We start from the raw sequence: 18,886 nt of genomic DNA on the forward strand, positions 1-18,886 counted from the left end.
AGTGACGGCTTTGGGAGGACAGCCGGATATCGTCATTATCGGATCGGGTATCGGCGGCGCGACGATGGCCGCCGGCTTGAGCGCATCGGGTGCAGACATTCTCATTCTGGAGGCAGGGGAGCATTTGCCGGACAGACCGGAAAACCGCGACCCACGCGCCATTTTCCAGCGTGGTTTCTTTCGCCCGAAAGAGTTCTGGTATGAGACGGATGGTACACCGTTCAATCCCGGAAATTATTACAATGTCGGCGGCAATTCCAAATTCTATGGCGCCGTGCTGGTGCGTTATCGGCGCGAGGATTTTGAGGAGCTTGCGCATCTTGAAGGCGTGTCTCCGGCGTGGCCTTTTGGCTATGATGAGCTTGAGCCCTGGTATTGCAAGGCGGAAGAGCTTTTTCAGGTGCGCGGTGAATTGGGCGATGACCCGACCGAACCCTATCATTCAAAGCCCTATTCCTATCCGGCCATCCGTGATGAAAGCCCGATTGCCGATCTGCGTGCACGGCTGAAGAAAGCAGGGTTGCATCCGGCTTCCTTGCCATTGGGTGTTGATATTGAGCGCTGGCTGGCGAAGGCCAAAACGCCGTGGGACGCGCATCCCAACAGCAATGACGGCAAGATGGATGCTGAGACTTGTCCGTTAGCACTTGCGCTCAAACATCCAAATGTCGGGCTTGAAACCTCCGCGCGGGTAACGAAGCTGGAAACCGGCCCCGATGGTAAAACCATTACAGCCGTTCATTATGTGAAGAACGGCGAAGCGCTGGTCCTTCGGCCCAAACTGGTCATTCTTTCAGCGGGAGCGGTGCAGTCGGCAGCACTTTTGCTGCGTTCGGGACTGGCGAACCGTTCCGATCAGGTCGGTCGCAATTTTATGAACCACAATGCCAGTGCGGTGATCGGATTTGATCCGCGCTATCGCAATGACAGCGTTTACCAGAAGACCTTTGGCTTTAACGATTACTATCTCAGCGATGGGGCTGGCGGGCCGCCGCTTGGCAATGTGCAATTGCTGGGGCGTGTGTCGGGCGCGATCCTGAAATCCAATATGCGTAAGGTGCCGGAATGGTTATTAAACCGCATTGCCGGACATACAATCGATTTCTACGCGATGAGCGAAGATCTGCCATCGCCGGAAAGTCGCGTGAGCGTGGATGGTGATCGCATCATTCTGCATTGGGTGCGTTCCAACTGGAAGGCGCATCTGATGCTGGTTGATAAGCTCAAATCTGCGCTGCGAGCAGCAGGATTTCCAATCGTGCTGTCGCGGGCGTTCGACAGGCGAACACCATCGCATCAATGCGGCACGGTACGTATCGGCGATAATCCAGCAACAGCGCCGCTTGATCCTTATTGCCGTGCTTATGACCACCCCAATCTCTATGTGGTCGATGCGTCGTTTCTGCCGACATCGGCTGCGGTCAATCCCGCGCTGACCATCGCCGCGCAGGCTCTGCGCGTTGCCGACCAGATTAAAACGGAGGTGCTCGCATGAACCGTCAAAGATCTGTGGCATTGGTGACTGGCGGGCGGCGTGGTATCGGGCTTGGCATAGCGCGTGCTTTGGCCGCCAAAGGGTTTGATCTGGCGATTACCGACCGTGAACGTGATGAGGCGGTCATCCATGAATTGCGCGGGCTTGGGGGAAGGGTGGCTTTCTTTGAAAGCGATTTGGCATCCATCGAAACGCACGAAGCGACGGTTGCAGCCGTTGTGAATGAGCTTGGAGGCATCGATTGTCTGGTCAACAATGCAGGTATGGGCTCGGTTGAGCGCGGTGATTTTCTCGGGCTGAAACCTGAGAATTTCGACACGATTATTGATGTGAACCTTCGCGGCACGGTGTTTTTTACGCAAGCGGTGGTGAAATCCATGCTGGCGGTGACGGATGTGCGTTTTCCGCGCAGTATTGTGACGATCAGTTCGGTTTCGTCAGTGATGACTTCGCCCGAAAGGCTTGATTACTGCATCAGCAAAGCAGGTCTGACGGCCTTCGTGCAGGGGCTTGCGCTTCGGCTGGCCGAAGCACGGATCGGCGTGTTCGAAGTGCGCCCCGGTATCATCCGCACCGATATGACAGCGCGTGTTGCCGAGCGTTATGACGGACTGATCAAAGGTGGTCTGGTGCCGATGAAACGCTGGGGCGAGGCAGGCGATGTCGGCGCTATTGTGGCTGGGCTTGCAGGCGGCGATTTCATTTTTGCGACGGGCTCGGCGATCAATGCCGATGGTGGCCTGTCGATTGCGAAGCTTTAGTTTCTCGGGAGGAGAAACGCATGAAGTATGACTATATCATTGTTGGCGGCGGTCCTGCCGGTTGCGTTCTCGCCAATCGTCTGAGCGAAGATGCAGCGATAAAAGTGCTGCTGCTGGAAGCAGGCGGAAGCGACTGGAATCCGCTGTTTCACATGCCTGCCGGTTTTGCAAAGATGACCAAGGGTGTGGCGAGCTGGGGCTGGGAAACTGTTCCGCAGAAGCACCTCAAAAACCGTGTGTTGCGCTATACGCAGGCAAAAGTCATTGGCGGCGGCTCCAGCATTAATGCGCAGATTTATACACGCGGCAATGCAGCCGATTATGATCTATGGGCTAATGAGGACGGCTGTACCGGCTGGGACTATCGCCATGTGCTGCCCTATTTCAAACGCGCTGAAGACAATCAGCGTTTCAACGATGATTTTCACTCCTATGGCGGGCCGCTTGGCGTTTCGATGCCGTCTGCACCATTGCCGATTTGCGACGCCTATATCCGCGCGGGTCAAGAACTCGGCATTCCGTATAACCCGGATTTCAATGGTCGTGAGCAGGCAGGTGTCGGCTTTTATCAGCTCACCCAGCGCAATCGCCGCCGCTCGTCAGCATCCCTTGCCTATCTCGCGACGATCAGGGATCGCAAGAACCTTACCGTGCGGATGAATGCGCCGGTGCGCAGTATCGATCTGGAAAAGACCCTAGTCACCGGCGTAACACTGATGAACGGCGAGGTTTTGCGCGCAAACCGTGAGGTGATTGTCTCGTCCGGCGCTATCGGCTCACCGAAGCTTCTGCTGCAATCGGGCATCGGCCCTGCTGACCATCTTAAAAAGGCTGGCGTTAATGTGAAGCATGATCTGCCGGGTGTGGGTGAGAACATGCAGGATCACCTCGATCTGTTTGTCATTGCCGAATGTACGGGCGATCACACCTATGATGGCGTGGCAAAGCTGCATCGGACGCTGGGCGCGGGCCTGCAATATATCTTTCTGCGCTCTGGCCCGGTGGCGTCCAGCCTCTTTGAGACCGGCGGCTTCTGGTATGCTGATCCGGATGCCCGCTCACCGGATATTCAGTTTCATCTGGGGCTTGGTTCGGGCATTGAAGCTGGCGTTGAGAAGCTCAAGAATGCAGGCGTGACGCTTAATTCTGCTTATCTGCATCCGCGTTCGCGTGGAACCGTGCGGCTGGCTTCCAATGATCCGGCTGCAGCACCCCTGATCGATCCGAATTACTGGAGTGATCCGCATGATCGGAAGATGTCGCTTGAAGGTCTGAAGATCGCGCGCGAAATTTTGCAGCAAGACGCACTAAAGCCCTATGTCATGGCCGAACGTCTGCCGGGGCCAAAGGTCGTCAGTGACGATGATCTGTTCGATTATGCCTGCGCCAATGCCAAGACCGATCATCATCCGGTCGGCACCTGCAGGATGGGGACAGATGCGATGGCCGTTGTCGATCTGGAACTTAAAGTGCGCGGTCTTGAAGGTCTGCGGGTTTGCGACAGCTCGATCATGCCGCGCGTTCCCTCGTGCAACACCAATGCGCCGACCATTATGGTCGGCGAAAAGGGTGCGGATATTATTCGCGGTCTCGACCCGCTGCCGCCTGTTGTGTTTTCATGGGAGAAAAACGAACACAAGCGGCGCGCGCGGGGTTAGTCTTCGTTCACCTCAAAACGCAGATAACCCGCGATGCCGGAGCCTTTGTAGTTCGGATTGTCGGACGGGTGGTTCACGCCGTCATTGACCGGAATGACCTTGAAGTCGAAAGGTGAGACGCCTTCGAGACAGGCGGCATTGACACCGAATTGTTGAGGGTTGGATCGGCGCTGGTGGAAGGTGTAGATCCCGCATTTCGAGCAGAAATAATGCTTGGCCGCGCCCGTATTGAATGTGTAGAGCGTCAGCGCATCTTCGCCTTCCAGAACTTCAACGCCATTCAGATCTGCGGAAACGGCGACAGCTCCACGCATTCGGCAATAGGAACAGGTGCAGCGGCGCGCCGTGTTAAGGCCATCTGATAGTTTGACACGAAAGCGAACGGTTCCGCAGTGGCAGGCACCATTGGCAACTTCAATATTGGGGTTCATTCGGATCTCCTCTTTCGCCAGAATTTTATTTCAGTCTTTCCGGCTTTACCATTGGAAAAACTCAACTAAAGTCTCACTCACAAGATTTCGGGAGGGAATTTTATGAGTGGATTTGCGGTCGTCACCGGTGGCAGCACAGGCATTGGCAGGCATCTGGTCTCGGCATTTGCCGAAGCAGGTTACACTGTGGCTTTCAGCTATCTTGGCGATGAAGACACTGCAGAGACACTCATGGAAGAGATTGAGCTTTCAGGCGGTCAGGCGCTGGGTGTCGCTTGTGATGTCGGCGTTGGAAGTGACGTTGACGCATTTTTCGATGAAGTCTGCAGCTGGTATGGCGATGCGCCTGACGTGCTCGTCAATAATGCCGGTATTCAGACCTGGGGGCCGTTGCTGGAGCTTTCGGAAGACGATTGGGACGATGTCATTCGCACCAATATGAAGGGCTGCTTTCTCAACACACAGGCTGCAGCCCGGCGCATGGTCGAGGTCGGCAAAGGCGGTGCGATTATCAATATAGGCTCGGGCTGCAACAAGCTCGCTTTTCCCAGCCTCGTTTCTTATACGGCATCAAAAGGCGGTATCGAGCAGTTTACCAAAGTCTCTGCCGTTGAGCTTGGGCCGAATGGTATCAGGGTCAATTGTGTTGCGCCGGGCGCCATTCTCAACGAACGGACGATGCAGGAACAGCCCGACTATGCAGACACCTGGAGCCGGATCACGCCGCTGCGTCGCGTTGGTTCTGCAGAGGATATATCAGGGCCGGTGCTGTTTCTGGCGTCCGACGCTGCGCGCTTTGTGACAGGGCAGACGCTCTGGGTTGATGGTGGTGTATTCTCGCAGGCCAACTGGCCTTATGGGGGGTAAGCCCCCATTCCTCATCTTCCGCGCATCTGTTCGCCTGCGTGTTTTGCAAAGCGCAGGTTCCAGAAAGTTGCTGTCAGCGATATGCCGGTGACGATAAAGAAGGCGATCGAGAAATCCGAGGTCAGTGGCACGTCTCGGTCGTGCCAGGCCATGGATGAATGAAGGGCCAGCGCGCCGATACACACACCAAAGGACAGCATGAGCTGCTGGAAGGTTGAGTAAAAGCTGTTGGCCGAACTCATCCGCTTTTCATCAACCTTGTCATAGGCCACCGTATTATAGGCGGTGAACTGGAACGACATTGAAAAGCCGGACATGAACAGCACGGCAAAAATCAGCCAGTGTGGCCATTCAGGGCCGAAGAAGCCACAAATCGCATAGCTGCATGATGAGAATATGCCGTTCACCACCAGTGACGAGCGGAAACCGAACCGGCGGATGATCTTGGGCGCGAAGGCTTTCATGGCCATGGAACCGAGCGCTGTGGCCAGTACCATATTGCCAGCAGAAACCGCTGAAATGCCAAAGGCGACCTGCAGCATCAAGGGCAACAGGAAGGGATGCGCCCCTTGCGTGATGCGGGTGATCGATCCGGCAATCATCGAGGTGCCGAAGCTCTCAATCCGCATCAGCGAAAAATCGAGAAGCGGGGCGGGATGGCGGCGCGAGTGGATGACGGTGGCAATTGCAAACACGATGCCGACCACAAAGAACTTGGCTGCCAGACCGCTGGTCGCGCTTGCACTTTCAAGGCCGAAAAGCAGCGCGCCAAGTGCTATACCGGACAGGATCAAGCCGACGAAATCAAACGGCTCTCTGGTGTCGCTTTTATATTCGCCAATATAGAGCGAGACGAAAATCATGCCCAGAATGCCAATCGGCACATTGATGTAGAAAATCCAGCGCCAATCGAGCCAGGTCACGAACAGACCACCGATGGGAGGGCCGAGGATTGGGCCCATCAGGGCAGGGACCAGCATCCATGACATTGCCGAGATGAGATCCTTGCGCTCGACCGAGCGGATCAGAACCAGACGTCCGACAGGCAGCATCATGGCTCCGCCGGCACCTTGCAACAGACGGGCAAAGACCAGAAAGGGCAGATTTGGTGCCTGTGCGCAAAGGATCGAGCCGAGTATGAAAATGCCGATGGCAAAGCGGAACACAGTTCGGGTGCCAAAGCGATCGGCGATTTTGCCGCTTGCGGGAATGAAAATCGCAAGGCTGAGCAGATAGGAGGTGAGCGCCACGCTCATCGAAGGGGCGGCGACATCGAAATCCCGGGCCATTGTCGGCAGTGCAGTCGCAAGGATGGTAGCGTCGAGCTGTTCCATCAGCATCGCGCTTGCAACGATCAGGGCAATAATCCGGAAATTGCTTTTCGCTTCCAGTGACGCGGTTGGTTCACTGGTCGAAGTCTGGGCTTCCGGCATAACACTCATGGTAGTTTCAGCTTTGCGAAGGCGCGGGTCTGCCCGTCAAAGCAGCCAGCATTACGGTCGATCGTCTCGGACGATCCTGGGGGATGTGTTCACGGTCAGGCTTTTGGTTCCAGGAACAGTTCTGCGCCTTGTCGCAAGACGAGCGCACGGCAAAAAAACATGCCAACCAGTTAGAGGGACTAAGAAGCCCACCGCAAGACCGTGAGCGGGTATAGCACAGGTTACGGAAAATCACAGGACTTCAAGATAATTTGAGCGCGAAGGGATTTGCCTGCCCGGACGATGAATGGTGATCCCGACTGGATTCGAACCAGTGGCCTCAAGATTAGGAATCTTGCGCTCTATCCTACTGAGCTACGGGACCAGTCATCAAAAACGCTCGTATTTGCCATTGATTCCAATGGTTCGAGCATTTTTCGACACATACTGTTTTTCATGGCTTTCGCCAACCCCGCAAAAAGCGGGGCAGGCGCATTTCTTTTGAACTCTGGATCAGGCAGCGAGTGCTGTTTCGATCACCGACACGAAATAGCTCACGCCATATGGAATTGCTTCATCGTTGAAGTCATAGGCCGGATGATGCAGGCCGGGCGTGTCGCCATTGCCCAGGAAGATATAGGCGCCCGGGCGCGATTCCAGCATGTAGGAGAAATCTTCCGCGGCCATCATCGGAGCCACATCGGTTTTCACCTTGCCTTCGCCTGCTACATTTTTTGCAACGCGGGCTGCAAAATCGGTCTGGTCATCGTGGTTGTAGGTCACAGGATAGTTGTTCTTGTAGCGAACGGTAATTTCTGCACCGCTCACAGATGCAATGCCTGCTGCTGCTTCACGAATACGCTTTTCGGCATAGGCGCGGGTTTCCTTGCTGAGCGTGCGCACTGTGCCTGAAAGCTTGGCCGTTTCAGGAATGACGTTATAAGCCTCGCCTGCGTGAAACTTTGTGATCGAGATCACGAGGGAATCGAGCGGATCGATATTGCGCGCCACAATGCCCTGAATGGCGAGATGCAGCTGTGAACCAGCAAGGATCGGATCAATCGTGCGGTGCGGCTGGGCAGCATGGCCACCGCGTCCCTTGATCGAAAGGTCGAATTCATCGGTCGCAGCCATGATCGGGCCTTTGCACATGGCAAACTGGCCGACGGGAAGGCTTGGCAGATTGTGAACGCCATAGACTTCCGAAATGCCGAAGCGATCCATGACACCGTCCTGAACCATGGCAAGCGCGCCAGCGCCGCCTTCTTCAGCCGGCTGAAACAGCAAAACGGCAGAGCCGCGGAAGTTGCGGGTCTCAGCGAGATATTGAGCGGCACCCAGCAGCATTGCCGTGTGACCGTCATGGCCGCAGGAATGTGCCTTGCCCGGATTTTTCGATGCCCATTCAACGCCGCTGGTTTCAGTGATTGGCAGCGCATCCATATCGGCGCGCAGGCCAATGGCCGGACCATCACCGTGACGACCCTTGATGACCGCAACGACGCCGCTGCGTCCGACACCGGTTTCGACCAAATCGCAGCCGAAAGATTTCAGCTTTTCTTCGACAAAGCGTGCCGTTTCGTGAACGTCATAAAGCAGTTCAGGGTTCTGATGCAGATGGCGGCGCCATGCGGCGATCTCGCTTGCAGTTTCGACGACACGATTAAGCACTGGCATTTCGGAAATATCCTGAGATTCTCAATAAGCAGAAGTAGTGAGGATATGACGTTTCAGTGAAAGCGGGCAATCCCTATTTGCCTTTTGATTGCCATATGGCTTAGATAGAAGCAGTGTAAATCTTCCTTTTTGAATGACGTATTCGCACGCCGTTGTCACTTTAGCAGGTTGATACAACAGGAAGCGGAATCGATCGCCCGCAGACATTGCGGCTCTTGCTGATTGGAACTACGAATGATCTCGAAGTCGTTGAAAATCCTGTGCACAGCAGCGGCTCTTTCGGTCCTGACCTTGCCTGCCGCTCTGGCTAATCCATCGATTGCTGTCGATGTTGCAACCGGTAAGGTTTATTCCGCGCAGGACCCTTTCCAGCGCTGGTATCCGGCTTCGCTGACCAAGATGATGACCGCTTATGTCACGTTCCGCGCACTTCAGTCCGGTCAGATGACGCTTGAATCGCCAGTGAAAATGACCGTCAATGCCTCGAAAGAGCCGCCGAGCAAGATGGGCTATCGTCCGGGCTCCGTGATGACGCTCGATACTGCGCTCAAGATCATGCTGGTAAAGTCCGCTAATGACGTGGCGGTTGCTGTTGCTGAATCCGTTGGCGGTTCGGAATCGGCTTTCGTGCAGCGCATGAATGCAGAAGCGCAGCGCATCGGTATGAGCGGTTCGCATTTTGCCAACCCGAATGGCCTGCATGATCCGAACAATTATTCGACCGCGCATGATTTGGCCGTTCTGGGCGTGCAGCTGCGTCGTGAGTTCCCGCAATATGCCCATTACTTTGGAACCGAAGCCATCGATACGGGTGACGGCAAGAAGCCTCAGGCCAACTACAATATTCTGCTTGGCCGTTTCGATGGTGCTGATGGCATGAAGACCGGCTTCGTTTGTGCTTCCGGCTTCAATCTGGCCAGCTCTGCAACCCGTCAGGGCCGCACCATTCTGGCTGTGGTTCTGGGTGCTGATCGTCAGGAAACGCGTGCGGTTCAGGCAGCACAGCTGATGACCGATGCTTTCCGCAACAATGGTGCCGGAGTGCCAACGCTTGGCAGCATGGTGCCGCCAGCAAACAGCGCCGCCTATCAGGCTGTTGATATGCGCAAGGCCATCTGCAGCCAGCAGGCCATGGCCGATCGCTGGGACGGTCGCGATGTCGAGGGCCGTTTGCAGCTCAACTCGCCCTATATTCATGCGATGACCCGCGAGCCGGTTCCCGTTGAAGTCGGCCTTGTTTCGGCTCCACCTGCAAAGGTGACGAAAGTCGGTCAGCTTGATATTTCGCAGGTTCCTGTGCCGATGCCACGCCCGCAGCGCGCAGCTGCCGGTGTGAATGCAGCCACAATCAACTAAGTCTGAGATCATGCCACAACCAATTCCTGTTTCTGTACTGACCGGCTTTCTCGGCTCGGGCAAGACGACACTGCTTAACCGGCTGCTGAAAGATCCAGAGCTGACCGATACGGCAGTCATCATCAATGAATTTGGTGAAGTGAGCATCGATCACCTGCTGGTGGAAAAGGCCAGTGAAGGTGTGATCGAGCTTGCCGACGGCTGTCTGTGCTGCACCGTGCGTGGTGAACTGGTCGATACGCTGGCTGACCTGATCGACCGCCTCCAGACCGGGCGCATCAAGGCATTGAAGCGGATTATCATTGAGACGACAGGCCTTGCAGATCCGGCACCTGTGCTGCACTCAATCATGGGCCATCCGGTTCTCATGCAGGTTCTGCGCCTTGATGGCGTGCTGACAACGGTTGACGCCGTCAACGGTATGGCAACCCTCAACAATCATGAGGAAGCTGTTCGTCAGGCAGCGATGGCTGATCGCATCATCATTACCAAAGCTGATCTGCCGGAGGCGCAGGCCGGACTTGCAGAGCTCAAGGCACGGCTCGAACAGCTTAATCCGGGTGCCGATATTCTTGAAGCATCCGATGGCCGCACCGGCTATGCGGCGTTGTTTGAATGTGGGCTTTATAATCCGGAAACAAAGACGGCGGATGTTCAGCGCTGGCTTCGTGCAGAAGCCTATGAGGATGATGATCATCACCATCATCATGATGACCACGATCATTCGCACCATCATCACGATATGCATTCCGGGCATGGCCATGTCTGCGGACCGGATTGTGATCACGATCATGACCACGGCCATCACCACCATCATCATCATCATCATGATGATGCCATTCGTTCCTTCTCTCTGCGTCACAAGGAACCGATCCCGTTCTCGACATTCGAGATGTTTCTCGATCTGCTGCGCTCGACCCATGGCGAAAAGCTTTTGCGCGTGAAGGGCATTGTTCAGATCGCCGAAGATCCGGATCGCCCGCTGGTCATACATGGTGTGCAGAAAATCTTTCATCCGCCAGCACGCCTGCCGAAATGGCCGAAGGATGAGCATGAAACGCTGCTGGTGATGATTGTGAAGGATTTGCCAGAAACCTACGTGCGCGAGCTTTTCGACGCGTTTCTCGGCAAGGCAGGCATTGATCGTCCCGACCGCGCTGCGATGATGGACAATCCGCTGGCTATTCCGGGCTATTCAACACGCTAGAGCTTTTCGCGGTTAGTGTATCCGCTGCGCTCGCTCTATCTCTTTGTTTTTTATGCGCATCTTGTTCCGAAAACCGCTTCGCACTTTTCTGCGATATGCTTTAGAGCGCGTTTCGATCTGATTGTATCAGATCGGCGCTCTAAGCCTTTTATTTGAAGCATAATCTTATCGACCCTCGTTTCACTTCGATAGGACTTATGCCTCAGACATTATTTCTTCTGAATAAGAAAACGGTGAAGGTTTTCGTCGCGCTCCTGCTTGAGCAGGGCGTGGCCTTCCTGCGTGCAGAAATGCGGAAGGTCGATACCGGATAAAGGATCGGTTGCTTCGACCCAGAGAAGCGCGCCGCTCGGCAAATCCTGCAGGCGATTGCGCGTCTTTAAAACGGGAAGAGGGCACTTAAGCCCTCTCAGATCATAGACGGGAGCGTCTTTATCCATCTGGTATTAGTTACCACCCAGCTTCCACCAGGCCTTCTTCTTTTCCGGTGCAGGTGCTGCAACAGCATCTGGGACCGTGCTTGCGGTGGTCATCGGTGAAACCGCTGCCGGATTTTCCTGCGGAACAGGGACTGCCGCAGTCTGAGCCGGAGTAGCAACTGCTGGCGTTGCCGCAATGGCTGTCGCAGGCTGTGCCGAGATCGGCGTTGCCGCAGGCTGGATATCCGGTGCATTTGGCGTTTCAGCCGATGCTGGCGAAAGCGACGGCGGTTCGCGCGTTACCTTCTCGCCGCGTGCACGCGCTGCACTCCATGCGGAGACCAGCTTGGCTTCTGCGATGCCCTGAATGGACGGCGAAGGCTTCTTCTGTGCTGCGCTGAATGCGGACTGGAACGTCTTTTCATAAGAAGACGTGTAAGCCATGGATTCCGAGCCGACCGAAGGTGGGCAGGCATCGGTCGCTGAAAGCGGCTGACCATCTGGCGTTGGCACGTTGAAGACATAACGCTTTTCGCAGACATCAACCTTTGGCGGAACCTTGGTTGTTTCAAAAGCGTCATAGCCCTGCTTGAGCATCTTCCAGAATGCGTAGTTCTGGTCGCTCTTGTAACGTGCCATGTTGGCTGCGGTCATGCGGAACGGGAAAGCCTGAATCTGGAAGTCGCGCTGACCGCCCTTGAAGGCATCGCGGCCAAAGGCATAAATCTCGCTGACGCTTTCGTCGGTCATCGAATAGCAACCCGATGACGAGCAAGCGCCATGCACCATCAGATTCTGTCCGGTACGGTTGTGCGCGCGGTCATAGGCGTTCGGGAAGCCAATGTTGAAGGCAAGGTGATATTGCGAATTCGGGTTCATCTGTGCCGGGCGAACATTATAGAAGCCCTCTGGCGCCTGGCGATCACCCTCTACGAATTTCGGACCAAGCTTGCCTGACCATTTGCAGATCTCATAAGAGGCAATCTGGTCGTATTTGCCGTTGTTCTTCTGTTTCCAGACTTCGAGGACGCCTTCTTCCTTGAAAATACGAACCATCACCGGCGAAGTGCGCGTCATGCCCTTCGATTTCATCTTGGCGACGATTTTCTCGGAAAGAGGTTTTTCAGCGCGTAAGCTGAGATCGGAAACGGACGAGCCCTGACAACCGGCAAGCAGAGCGGATGCCAAGAGTGTTCCAAGAAGTGCGGTTCTGATCTTCATATCGCATCGAGCCTGTTAGAGCATTTCCAGCAAAGTGCGAAGCGGTTTTGCATAGGATAATGCGTAAAAACAAATAGGTAGAACAACCAGTATTCAACTTTCATCAGAATCTGATCGAAGCTGCGTCACTGACGCATTTAAGCAAATCTGACTTTTCGGTGCCCGGATATTAACAACTAAACCTTTCGGTATCGTTGATAAACCGTTGCTCAAATACCTAAAAAACAGAATGTCCGCAATATGGCGGAAATAATGGCACGATGCAAATCCGGCGCACCAAGGGCGCGCCGGAGCCAGTTTTTGCAATTGTTGGTAAATTAAAGGTTACGACCGATGTCGAGGAACTTCTGACGACGCTCCTGCTTGAGCGTTTCGCCATAGACATCCTTCATCGAACGCAGCGAGGCGGTGATGATGTCGCCCGCAGCCGCAATAACGGCATCCTTGCCGCGATGTGCGCCGCCAAGCGGTTCCGGGATGATGCCGTCGATGACCTTGAGATCGAACAGATCCTGCGCAGTGATGCGCATGTTGGAAGCTGCATCCTTTGCACGCGTGGAATCGTGCCAGAGGATCGAAGCTGCACCTTCAGGTGAAATCACCGAATAGATCGAATGTTCGAGCATATAGACGCGGTTTGCGACAGCAATCGCGATCGCGCCGCCCGAACCGCCTTCACCGATGATGATCGAGATGACAGGCACGCGCAGCTTGAGGCATTCGGCAGTGGAGCGCGCAATGGCTTCCGCCTGACCGCGTTCTTCAGCGCTCACGCCTGGATAGGCACCGGCAGTGTCGACGAAGGTGATCAGCGGCAGCTGGAAACGGTCAGCCATTTCCATGATGCGGACAGCCTTGCGGTAGCCTTCCGGACGGGCCGAGCCGAAATTGTGCTTGAGGCGCGTCTTGGTATCCGAGCCTTTTTCCTGGCCCAGAATGGCAACGGCCTGACCATTGAAGCGGGCAAAGCCGCCTTGAATGGCTTCGTCATTGGCAAACTGACGGTCGCCTGCCAGTGGCGTGAATTCCGTGAACAGCTTGTCGATATATTCCAGGCAATGCGGACGATCCGGATGGCGGGCGATCTGCGCCTTCTGCCATGGGGTCAGTTTGCGGTAGATATCTTTAAGCGCATCGGCCGAGCGTTTCTCGAGACGGCTGATCTCGTCGCTCATCTCGACACTGCCCTGTTCCTGAGCGAGTTTCTTCAGCTCAAGGATCTGGCCTTCGAGGTCGGCGACGGGTTTTTCAAAATCGAGATAGTTATACATCGGGCCTGACTATTGTGCGTTTCCAGAGATGTTGGCCATAAAACACGCTAGAAAACGGCTGTTTTACGACGCCTTACATATTTACTTCATGCGCATCTTGCAAATTTTTCTGAAATTCTCTTACCCGCAGAGCGCTTAATCGGCAAGCGGGTGATGCTCACTTACCAGCTTATGCAGTCTTTCTTCCAGAACATGTGTATAGATTTGGGTGGTAGAAATATCCGAATGGCCGAGCAATTGCTGCACGGTTCTCAGATCAGCGCCGTTTTGCAAAAGATGGCTGGCAAAAGCGTGGCGCAGCACATGCGGAGAGATCGAGGCGCTGGACAGGCCGGTTCGTGCTGCAAGCCCTTTCAATTCGCGCGCAAAGACCTGTCGCGCCAGATGACCGCTTTCGGAGAAAGCCGGAAACAGCCAGGGATTGTCGTCATAGCCGGGCAATGAATCGCGCAGAGAGAGAAAGTTCTGCAGTGCTTCACGCGCTTTTTGCGACAGTGGGACCATGCGTTCTTTCGAGCCTTTGCCGCGAACGATCAGAAAACGATGATCGGTGCGTGCCACACTGACTGGCAGCGTGACCAGCTCCGAGACACGCAGGCCCGTTGCATAAAGTGTTTCAAGTAGTACGTGCAAACGCAGCGCCTTGATACGTTCAGCCGGTTCCGGCGCTTCCCTTGCCTCAAGATCGGCGCGATCAAGAAGACGGCCGACATTTTCGACGCTCATGATCTTTGGCAGCGGTTTCTGCTTTTTAGGGGCATCGATAACGCCGGTCGGATCGTCCTGCCGGAAGCCTTCGGAATAGAGAAAACGGAAGAATTGCCTAAGTGCCGAAAGACGCCGTGCCTGCGAGGTGGCGGCAAAGCCTTCGTTAGACATGCCATCGAGAACATGGCGGACATCTTCGGTCTTTGCTTCTGCCAGATTGACGCCACGCGTCTGCATCACATCGGCCGCAGCTTCAAGATCGCGGCGATAGGATTCAAGCGTGTTGCCAGCAGCTCCACGTTCAGCGCTCATCATTTCAAGAAAGTTTTCGATGGCCAGTGAAGCGCGCATATTACTCCTGTCCCGTTTCGCTTGTTACCGGTTCATTGTCCGATACGGCGGGCGGCGGCGGTGCCACGACGGTCTGCTTCAGTTTTGATGAGGGAATCTCGACCGTAATTTCGTGGGTCGTCGGTTTCACAAAGTTGGCAAGTGAGAACATTGCGCCATAGACTATGGCGGCAATAACAGCGAGCAAGGCAATGATGCGCGTCAGCGTGGGCATGAAGCGTTTATGCTGTGCTATTGAGACGAAAGCAAGGACGGGCAGTTCTGGCGCATAAAAACCCATGCCCGGTTCACTTTAGCCGATGAAAGCGATTGACGCCGCACGGTTTTTCATGTGGAACCGGAGGAAATGGATGAGGTCAATGAGCAGCACAACAAAACAGACAAATCTTAACGAGCAAGCGGATGCCGTCCGTCAGCTTCTTGGTGCGAAAGTCGTTGTTCTTGTTGGGCTGATGGGCGCAGGAAAATCGACCGTCGGCCGCAAGGTCGCGACCATGCTCGGACTGCCGTTTAAAGATGCGGATAATGAGATTGAATCTGCAGCCCGTATGACCGTGCCTGAACTTTTCGATGCCTATGGCGAAGCCGAGTTTCGGGATCTGGAGCGCCGGGTTATCCTGCGGCTGCTTGAAGATGGTCCGATGGTGCTTGCCACCGGTGGCGGTGCCTATATGAATGCCGAAACTCGTGAGGCGATTGCTGCCAATGGCGTGTCCATCTGGCTGAATGCCGAGCTTGATGTGCTGATGGATCGTGTTTCGCGCCGTCAGAACCGCCCACTTCTCAAGAATGACGATCCGCGCGGCGTGATGCAGCGGTTGATGGACGTGCGCTATCCGGTTTATGCGCTCGCTGATCTGCATGTGATGACGCGGGACGACAAGAAGGAAGTGATTGCCGGTGAACTGATCGACGTTCTCACCGCGCATCTCACCAAGGGCGAAGCCTGATAATAGAGCGTGTCGCGCTTAAATTTAAACGCCACGCTCGCTCTATTTTGTTGTTTTTACGCATGTCGTTATCGGAAAGCCGCTTCTAAATTTTCCGCAACATGCATCAGGAGACTATCTGCATGAATACCCCTTTGAGCGCCGACAGTGTGACAGTTCCGGTTTCGCTGGGGGACCGATCCTATGAAATTCTGATCGGAAAAGGCCTGATCGCGCGCGCTGGCGAAGAAGTCGCAAAGCGTCTGCCGGGGATTCGTGTGGCAATCGTCACCGACGAAAATGTTGCCAAGGCTCACCTCGAAGCTCTGACGGCCAGTTTTGCCCGTGCAGGTATCGAATCCACGCCGGTTATTGTGGCGCCCGGTGAGAAGTCAAAGTCCTTCTCGACACTGGAAACTGTGACCAATGCCGTGCTGGCTGCTCGTCTTGAACGTGGTGATGCGGTTGTGGCTTTTGGCGGCGGTGTCGTGGGTGATCTGTCCGGCTTTGTTGCCGGTATCGTGCGTCGCGGCATGAATTTCGTTCAGATGCCAACCTCGTTGCTTGCACAGGTGGATTCGTCCGTTGGCGGCAAGACCGGCATCAACACCCAGTTTGGCAAGAACCTTGTCGGCGTGTTTTATCAGCCGCAGCTTGTGCTGGCCGATACGGAGGTGCTTGATACACTGAGTGAGCGTGAATTCCGGGCAGGCTATGCAGAAGTGGCCAAATACGGCCTGATTGACCGTCCGGATTTCTTCGCCTGGCTTGAAAAGAACTGGGGTGAAGTCTTTGCAGGTGGTGCTGCACGCACACAAGCAATTGCCGAATCCTGCCGTTCGAAGGCCGCGGTTGTGGCGCGCGATGAGCGTGAGAATGGCGACCGTGCTTTGCTCAATCTCGGACACACATTCGGTCATGCGCTTGAAACCGCGACCGGCTATGATTCAAGCCGTCTGGTGCATGGCGAAGGCGTTGCCATCGGCATGGCCTTAGCGCATCGCTTTTCGGTCAAGATGAACCTTTGTGGCGTCGAGGCTGCCGAACGCGTTGAAGCGCATCTGAAAGCTGTCGGGCTGCCGACATCGTTGCATGAAGTGCCGGGTGGCCTGCCGGATGCAGAAAAGCTGATGGATTATATTGCACAGGACAAGAAAGTGGCGCGTGGTGCGCTGACATTCATTCTGACGCACGGCATCGGTCAATCCTTCATTGCCAAGGACGTACCGCCTGCAGCAGTATTGGAATTTTTGAAGGAACGCCTCTCCGTCTGACCCCGAAAGGAATACGAGAATGATTTTCGAGCTATGGATCATGTGTGGCATCATCCTGCTCTGCATCATTCTGTCGGGCTTTTTTTCGGGCGCGGAGACGGCACTGACCGCCGCATCCCGCGCCCGAATGCTCACTTACGCGCATAATGGCGATGAACGCGCAACAGTGGTTCAATATCTCATTGGAAGGCGCGACCGGCTGATCGGTGTGCTTCTGATTGGCAACAACCTCGCCAATATTCTTGCCTCGTCGATTGCTGCCAATATCTTCCTGCACCTGTTTGGTGATGCAGGGGTGGCTTATTCGACGCTGGCGATGACAATCATTCTGGTCATTTTTGCTGAAGTGCTGCCCAAATCCTGGGCCATTTCCAGCCCTGACCGCTTTTCGTTGAATGTTGCACGCCCTGTTTCAGCAGTTGTAACTTTTCTCGGCCCGGTTTCGGGGCTGGTGAACTGGATTGTTCGCAAAATTCTCCGATTGTTCGGTGTTAATCTCGCATCCGGCCGTTCGATGCTTTCCGCACAGGAAGAATTGCGCGGTGCGGTCGAAGTGCTGCATCGCGATAAATCGCTGATTAAGGAAGATCGTGATCAGCTCGGCGGTCTATTGGATCTTAAAGAACTGGAAGTCAGCGATGTCATGGTGCATCGCACATCCATGGGCACGATCAATGCTGATGCGCCTGCTGATCAGATTGTCGGTGATATTCTTGCAAGCCCGCACACGCGTATGCCGGTCTGGCGGGATGAGATCGATAATATCGTCGGCATCATCCATACCAAGGATCTGCTGCGCGCACTTTACGATGTCGATAATGATTTTTCCCGCATCGACATCATGAAAGTGGCGCGCAAACCGTGGTTTGTGCCTGATACAACCACACTTCAGGACCAGCTTGACGCGTTTCTTCGCCGCAAGGCGCATATTGCCGTCGTTGTTGACGAATATGGTGATGTGCAGGGATTGGTAACGCTGGAAGACATTCTCGAAGAGATCGTCGGCGACATTTCCGATGAACACGATATCGACATGCAGGGTCTGCGGTTGCAGCCGGATGGTTCCATTCTGGTCGATGGCTCTTTGCCGATCCGTGATCTCAATCGCGCGCTCGGCTGGAAGCTCCCAGATGAGGAAGCGACCACCGTTGCCGGTCTGGTGATTCATGAAACGCAGACCATACCGGAAGTGAAGCAGGCATTTACCTTCCACGGAAAGCGCTTTTCGGTGCTGAAAAAGGAAAAGAACCGCCTCACGCGTTTGCGCATCGTGCCGCTGGATGCCGATGGCAAACCGCTTTCTGGTGTCGTTGTTGCGAAGGTTTCATCCTGATGGCTGTGCCATCCAGCAAACAGGAACTGCTTGAGGCAATTGAAACAACTTATGCACGGCTCGTGCTTGATCTGTCACGCGTTAAGCCGGAGCAGGCCAAATCCAGAACGATGGAAGGTCATGCAAAGGGCACGCTGATGAGCGTGCATGATCTCGTCGCCTATCTGACCGGATGGAACGAGCTGGTGCTCAAATGGTGCGAACGGCGCGATCAGGGGCTTACAGTCGATTTTCCGGAAACAGGTTTCAAATGGAATGAACTTGGTGCTTTAGCGGCCAAGTTTTACCGGGATTACGAAACGCTATCCTTTGAAGCGCTTTTATCGCGATTTGAAACGGCAAAGAATGCGCTGCTGACCTTAATCGAGGCGCGCGCGGACACTGAGCTTTACGGCGTCCTCTGGTATGAAAAATATACGCTGGGCCGCATGATCCAGTTCAACACGTCATCGCCCTATGCCAATGCGCGTGGTCGTCTGCGCAAATGGCTTAAGGCGTCAGCATAAA

Annotated in this window: 18 protein-coding genes and 1 tRNA gene; 10 read left to right on the plus strand and 9 right to left on the minus strand. The window is 54.9% G+C overall.

Going from position 1 to position 18,886, the window contains the following annotated elements; genetic code table 11:
- Positions 1–10: 10 nt before the first annotated feature.
- The 3 genes from ABWV94_RS06785 to ABWV94_RS06795 are packed head-to-tail and all read left to right on the plus strand — an operon-like array spanning position 11 to position 3,914.
- Positions 11–1,495, plus strand: coding sequence for a GMC oxidoreductase (locus tag ABWV94_RS06785; protein ID WP_113499531.1), 1,485 nt, complete (start codon positions 11–13; stop codon positions 1,493–1,495).
- Positions 1,492–2,256 carry a 3-ketoacyl-ACP reductase gene (locus ABWV94_RS06790; protein ID WP_113499529.1) on the plus strand — a complete coding sequence of 255 codons (765 nt, stop codon included), beginning with the start codon at positions 1,492–1,494 and terminating at the stop codon, positions 2,254–2,256. The genes ABWV94_RS06785 and ABWV94_RS06790 overlap by 4 nt, the downstream gene beginning before the upstream one ends.
- 20 nt (positions 2,257–2,276) lie before the next feature.
- Positions 2,277–3,914, plus strand: a complete 1,638-nt coding sequence (locus tag ABWV94_RS06795) for a GMC family oxidoreductase (RefSeq protein WP_113499527.1) — start codon at positions 2,277–2,279, stop codon at positions 3,912–3,914.
- Here the strand turns inward: ABWV94_RS06795 and ABWV94_RS06800 are convergent.
- On the minus strand, positions 3,911–4,345 hold the full coding sequence (locus ABWV94_RS06800; protein WP_007872320.1) for a GFA family protein: 435 nt from the start codon (positions 4,343–4,345) through the stop codon (positions 3,911–3,913). The genes ABWV94_RS06795 and ABWV94_RS06800 overlap by 4 nt on opposite strands.
- 102 nt (positions 4,346–4,447) lie before the next feature.
- Between ABWV94_RS06800 and ABWV94_RS06805 the strand changes: the two genes are divergently transcribed.
- Entirely contained in the window at positions 4,448–5,212 is a 765-nt protein-coding gene (locus tag ABWV94_RS06805) for an SDR family NAD(P)-dependent oxidoreductase (RefSeq protein WP_007872318.1), read from the plus strand.
- An 11-nt stretch (positions 5,213–5,223) separates the two neighbouring features.
- Here ABWV94_RS06805 and ABWV94_RS06810 read toward each other — a convergent pair whose 3' ends face one another.
- The 3 genes from ABWV94_RS06810 to ABWV94_RS06820 all read right to left on the minus strand — a co-directional run bounded on the left by ABWV94_RS06810 (position 5,224) and on the right by ABWV94_RS06820 (position 8,310).
- Complete coding sequence (locus ABWV94_RS06810) at positions 5,224–6,654, minus strand: DHA2 family efflux MFS transporter permease subunit (protein ID WP_113499525.1); 1,431 nt, start codon at positions 6,652–6,654, stop codon at positions 5,224–5,226.
- A 287-nt stretch (positions 6,655–6,941) separates the two neighbouring features.
- Positions 6,942–7,018 (minus strand) — tRNA-Arg (locus ABWV94_RS06815).
- Between the two features lie 128 nt (positions 7,019–7,146).
- Entirely contained in the window at positions 7,147–8,310 is a 1,164-nt protein-coding gene (locus ABWV94_RS06820; RefSeq protein ID WP_113499522.1) for a M20 aminoacylase family protein, read from the minus strand.
- Between the two features lie 234 nt (positions 8,311–8,544).
- Here ABWV94_RS06820 and ABWV94_RS06825 point away from each other — a divergent pair, with 234 nt between their 5' ends.
- Both ABWV94_RS06825 and ABWV94_RS06830 read left to right on the plus strand, forming a co-directional pair.
- Entirely contained in the window at positions 8,545–9,666 is a 1,122-nt protein-coding gene (locus ABWV94_RS06825) for a D-alanyl-D-alanine carboxypeptidase family protein (protein WP_113499520.1), read from the plus strand.
- Positions 9,667–9,676: 10 nt separating this feature from the next.
- Positions 9,677–10,873, plus strand: coding sequence for a CobW family GTP-binding protein (locus tag ABWV94_RS06830; RefSeq protein ID WP_113499517.1), 1,197 nt, complete (start codon positions 9,677–9,679; stop codon positions 10,871–10,873).
- A gap of 209 nt (positions 10,874–11,082) precedes the next feature.
- Here ABWV94_RS06830 and ABWV94_RS06835 read toward each other — a convergent pair whose 3' ends face one another.
- From ABWV94_RS06835 to ABWV94_RS06855, 5 genes are all read right to left on the minus strand, one after another.
- The gene (locus tag ABWV94_RS06835; protein WP_007872303.1) at positions 11,083–11,313 is read right to left on the minus strand and encodes a sulfurtransferase TusA family protein; all 231 of its coding nucleotides are present in this window, start codon (positions 11,311–11,313) and stop codon (positions 11,083–11,085) included.
- Between the two features lie 6 nt (positions 11,314–11,319).
- Positions 11,320–12,513: a murein L,D-transpeptidase family protein gene (locus ABWV94_RS06840; protein WP_064322203.1), complete on the minus strand. Its 1,194-nt coding sequence runs from the start codon at positions 12,511–12,513 to the stop codon at positions 11,320–11,322.
- A gap of 317 nt (positions 12,514–12,830) precedes the next feature.
- Positions 12,831–13,784, minus strand: coding sequence for an acetyl-CoA carboxylase carboxyltransferase subunit alpha (locus ABWV94_RS06845; protein WP_113499515.1), 954 nt, complete (start codon positions 13,782–13,784; stop codon positions 12,831–12,833).
- 135 nt (positions 13,785–13,919) lie between these two features.
- Positions 13,920–14,843: a site-specific tyrosine recombinase XerD gene (xerD, locus tag ABWV94_RS06850; RefSeq protein ID WP_353412874.1), complete on the minus strand. Its 924-nt coding sequence runs from the start codon at positions 14,841–14,843 to the stop codon at positions 13,920–13,922.
- 1 nt (position 14,844) lies between these two features.
- Positions 14,845–15,057, minus strand: a complete 213-nt coding sequence (locus ABWV94_RS06855) for a hypothetical protein (protein WP_051063898.1) — start codon at positions 15,055–15,057, stop codon at positions 14,845–14,847.
- Positions 15,058–15,202: 145 nt separating this feature from the next.
- Between ABWV94_RS06855 and ABWV94_RS06860 the strand changes: the two genes are divergently transcribed.
- From ABWV94_RS06860 to ABWV94_RS06875, 4 genes are all read left to right on the plus strand, one after another.
- On the plus strand, positions 15,203–15,793 hold the full coding sequence (locus tag ABWV94_RS06860; RefSeq protein WP_007872292.1) for a shikimate kinase: 591 nt from the start codon (positions 15,203–15,205) through the stop codon (positions 15,791–15,793).
- Positions 15,794–15,915: 122 nt separating this feature from the next.
- Positions 15,916–17,046, plus strand: a complete 1,131-nt coding sequence (aroB, locus tag ABWV94_RS06865; protein ID WP_113499513.1) for a 3-dehydroquinate synthase — start codon at positions 15,916–15,918, stop codon at positions 17,044–17,046.
- 19 nt (positions 17,047–17,065) lie between these two features.
- Positions 17,066–18,379, plus strand: a complete 1,314-nt coding sequence (locus tag ABWV94_RS06870; protein WP_007872290.1) for an HlyC/CorC family transporter — start codon at positions 17,066–17,068, stop codon at positions 18,377–18,379.
- Positions 18,379–18,885 carry a ClbS/DfsB family four-helix bundle protein gene (locus tag ABWV94_RS06875; RefSeq protein WP_105519030.1) on the plus strand — a complete coding sequence of 169 codons (507 nt, stop codon included), beginning with the start codon at positions 18,379–18,381 and terminating at the stop codon, positions 18,883–18,885. Before ABWV94_RS06870 ends, ABWV94_RS06875 begins: the two co-directional genes overlap by 1 nt.
- The last annotated feature ends 1 nt before the right edge of the window (position 18,886 follow it).

This window comes from Brucella sp. NBRC 12953 (genome assembly GCF_040369775.1).
Lineage (GTDB): Bacteria > Pseudomonadota > Alphaproteobacteria > Rhizobiales > Rhizobiaceae > Brucella > Brucella pseudogrignonensis.